This is a genomic window from Moorena sp. SIO4A5 (assembly GCF_010672005.1).
Taxonomy (GTDB): Bacteria; Cyanobacteriota; Cyanobacteriia; order Cyanobacteriales; family Coleofasciculaceae; genus Moorena.
In genome coordinates this window covers 1-3,422 of sequence record NZ_JAAHHZ010000522.1, presented here as the reverse complement: position 1 = coordinate 3,422, position 3,422 = coordinate 1, and the positions used below count along the sequence as shown (strand labels likewise).

The 3,422-nt window shown below is 38.3% G+C and carries 3 protein-coding genes and 1 pseudogene; 3 read left to right on the top strand and 1 reads right to left on the bottom strand.

Annotated elements, in window-relative coordinates:
• A pseudogene (locus tag F6K57_RS40310) lies at positions 1 to 944 on the top strand (hypothetical protein); the annotation flags it as partial.
• Between the two features lie 189 nt (positions 945 to 1,133).
• On the opposite strand, the gene F6K57_RS40305 reads toward F6K57_RS40310, so the two are convergent.
• Positions 1,134 to 1,274 (bottom strand): hypothetical protein, encoded by a 141-nt coding sequence (locus F6K57_RS40305; protein WP_293074516.1) that lies wholly within the window; start codon positions 1,272 to 1,274, stop codon positions 1,134 to 1,136.
• 175 nt (positions 1,275 to 1,449) lie between these two features.
• Between F6K57_RS40305 and F6K57_RS40300 the strand changes: the two genes are divergently transcribed.
• A complete protein-coding gene (locus F6K57_RS40300; protein WP_293074513.1) occupies positions 1,450 to 2,934 on the top strand; it encodes an ATP-binding protein in 1,485 nt (494 codons plus the stop codon).
• Positions 2,931 to 3,422, top strand: a 492-nt coding sequence (locus F6K57_RS40295) for a tetratricopeptide repeat protein (protein ID WP_293074510.1), incomplete at its 3' end; no start/stop codon positions are given. The genes F6K57_RS40300 and F6K57_RS40295, both read left to right, overlap by 4 nt.

The following is a 3,422-nucleotide window of genomic DNA, read 5'->3' as shown; positions in this document are numbered from 1 at the left end:
AGCGTCCAGGTGATGGACACCACCGAATTAAAGCAGCAGCACTAGCCGAGCAACAGATTCTGTGTGAAGTCCGCATTGGCAAGTTAATTGATGCCATTCGTTACAGCTGCTCCTCCAACCAGCGCCCCAGCTTACACCGCACCAATGCTGATAAGCGGCGGGCGGTTGAAATGATGTTCCAGACGTTAATCGAAGAGTTTGGATCATTAGATGCTATTCCCCGTAGCCAAGGCGGTAAGCGAAAAGGTCTAGATTGGACTAACCGCCGAATCGCTGAACATGTTGGCGTGAGTGCTGCGACAGTAGATAATATTCATTCAGAGCTAGAACTAACTGCCAAAATTGTGCAGTTCACAGAGGGCGATCGCGTTGAAGTAATAGAAGACAAAAATCTACCCAATTGGGCATCACCGGGCAAACTTGGGACAGTCAGCGGCAAAGATAAAAAACTGGGGCTACTGGTAAATTGGGATAACGATACCCCACAACACATCCATCCAGATAAAGTACAGCAAACTGACTTACCCGCTTCTGCTCCTACTCCAGCACCAAAGAGTAACGAACCCGCTCAGGTTTCTACTCCAGTAGCAAAGGGTATTGAAAACGAACCTGCTCCTACTCCTACCCCAGTACCAAAGAGTAAACAAGAGGCGGAACTTGATCAGAAGGACTCACAAGTACCCCCTGATGTCCCCCCTGAGGTACCCCACAACCCAGCACCAGTGCTTGATGAAAGTGAAGAGTTTTTCACTCTCTCGCCTGAATCAGAGACAAACGTATATATAGAGAATATTGCTACAGTCGTGATCAATAATGCTGAGCATTTTGCTGAGCATTTTTCCCATGAGCAAGTCCGCGTGATATTGGAAGCACTGGTTGCTAAGCATGGGATGGGTATGATCGATGACATCCTTAATAGTTTGGAGCAGCAACAAGTTGGTTGAAGCTGGCTCAGAAGATTGCTATAACCCCTAACAAGGATTCCAGCTTTTTTTTTGGGCTAGTTCCGCCCCTTTTTAAAGATTCAATAAAGATTGATCCCAGTATTTCCATTAATTTGTTTGATCAGCTAGTTGAAGAAGGGGAAAACGAATCACTTCAATAACTAGCGATCATAGCCAATAAAATTTTTTTTATTCCTTGGTAATTAACCTCATAATCATGTAGACCGCCAATGCAATAGAAGCTGTAACTAGTGTGACAGGGGAATCAGCGATTACCATCAGGATAAGTATTAACTTAAGTATTTCGGTAATCTCTCGTAGCATTTTCATGGTTTTATGGATCCAATTTCTTTCGTCTGATCTCATTGAAATTGAGCGCAGGTCGAGTTTTAGGTTTAGCAATTGGTTGACTTATAAGTTGAGATGAAGTCGAGTAAGTTGAGATGAGGTCGAGAACGAAATTGCTAGGATAGGGCTAAATAAATGTACCGATCTACCACTAGCTATGGCGAGATCCCTCAGAGTTTCTCCTCAATACATTTGTCAAGTCAAACAAGCTGTTAAACGTAACGGCTTCCCTAGTCAAAATGCTTTTGCCAAAGAATTTGGTGGAAGTCCATCAGAAAGTACAGTTAAAAAATTTCTCAGAGGAGAAAATGTTGATTACTCATTTTTTCTAGAAATTGCGGATAAATTAGGTTTGGATTGGCAAAAAATATCCCAAGCAAACGATCAAAATCCATCAGTTACTATTCCCAATAATTTTTTTGCTTACGATACTTCTTGGGTAGGCAGAGACAAACTAACAACAGAACTAAGTCAAAAGCTCCGTAATTCCTGTCGTTTCCTGCTGATTTTGGGTTTAACAGGAATTGGGAAAACAGCTTTAGCAGAAAAACTGGCTTTGGAATTACAAGATTTAATTGAAGCTGACTGGAACAATAAGCTACTAAGGTATAATTTTGACTACGAGGGGAAATCCACCGACTTTACCAGTGTCGCTGCGGGGTGGCTAGAAAGTTTAGGGGAAAATATTCCCTCAGCTGATAAAAAGCCAGAGTTACTTTTAAATCGATTAGTCAGATGCTTACAAGATAATCAGCTTCTCGTACTAATTGATTCCATGGAAAGACTGTTGTCAGAAAATGAAGATGGTGGCTGGGGAGATTTCACCGATAAATATTGGGAAAAATTCTTTCTGAGGTTACTATCCGCCGAATCTTGTCGAAGTCGCTTAATTGTTACTTCCCAAGATTTACCAGTTGAATTACATAGTAAAGCTTCTCGCTACGACAAATTCTATCAGCGTCACATTCTCTATGGATTGGAAGAACCAGAACAAGAAGAACTATTTGAAATAGAGGGATTAAATATTACCCAAGAATCTGAAGATAGACCAATTTTACTGCGATTAGGAAAAGCCTATAAAGGTCATCCTTTAGTTCTACGGGTAATTATTGGAGAAATTAACAGTAATCCTTTTAATGGAGATGTACAAAACTATTGGAATTATCAAGATATAGAAAGTGAAAAATACATAAAAGAAACCATAGAAGAAGTAGAAAAAGATATAGCTGAAGCTGAAGCAGGAAAAACGCAAGGATATGACGAATGGGAATTACATAAACTTACTACTGACGTTTACAACAAGGTAAATAAAGCACGCCTAGAGTCCGTATTTAATCGCCTAGAAACTCAATTACGAGATGCTTATATTTTAATTTGTGCTGCTTCAGTTTATCGTATTCCTGTACAAAAAGAAGGTTGGTCTATGCAGTTAGCAGCTTTAGTAAAGCGTGTAGAAAAGGGAAATTGTAGCGATGAAAGACAAAAAAAAGCTTTAAAAGAATTATTAAATCGCTTTCTAGCTGAAAAATCATTTAACCATAATGGAAAACTACTTCTAGGACAACATAACTTAGTTCGCAGTGTTGCTTTAGAAAAGCATAAAAAGTTAATTCAAGATTTAAAAAGTGGTGGTTCACAATGACAGATAATTCTAAAACCCCAGGTAAATTATTGTTTGAAAAGTTAGCAATTAACTTGGATGAAGTCCCCTTTGAACAAGTTCCTGACTACACAGCAGTAGAGTATTTTCTTACTTGTGAAGATGAGCCTTCTTCTGATGCTGATAATTTAGATAAAATCAAACGGTATCTTGAAGCATCAGAACATCTTTACAAGATAGAAGATTGGAACAGAGCAAAAGAAATTATAATTTTCCCTTTACCTTTAAATGGTATTACAGAGACCAAAATTTATTTACAACTAGGTTCATGGGGATTTTACAAGGAACAAATTGAACTGTGTAATAAAATGCTAAATAAAGTAGATAAAGAAACAGATTCATTTTTTTTGAATGCTTTGAGTATTGTTTATATGTATTTAGGAGACTACCAGAAAGTTATCGATTATAATGAGCAATTTTTAGTGATTGCAGAACAAATCACTAATTTATTTTTTGATTCTACTGTAGTT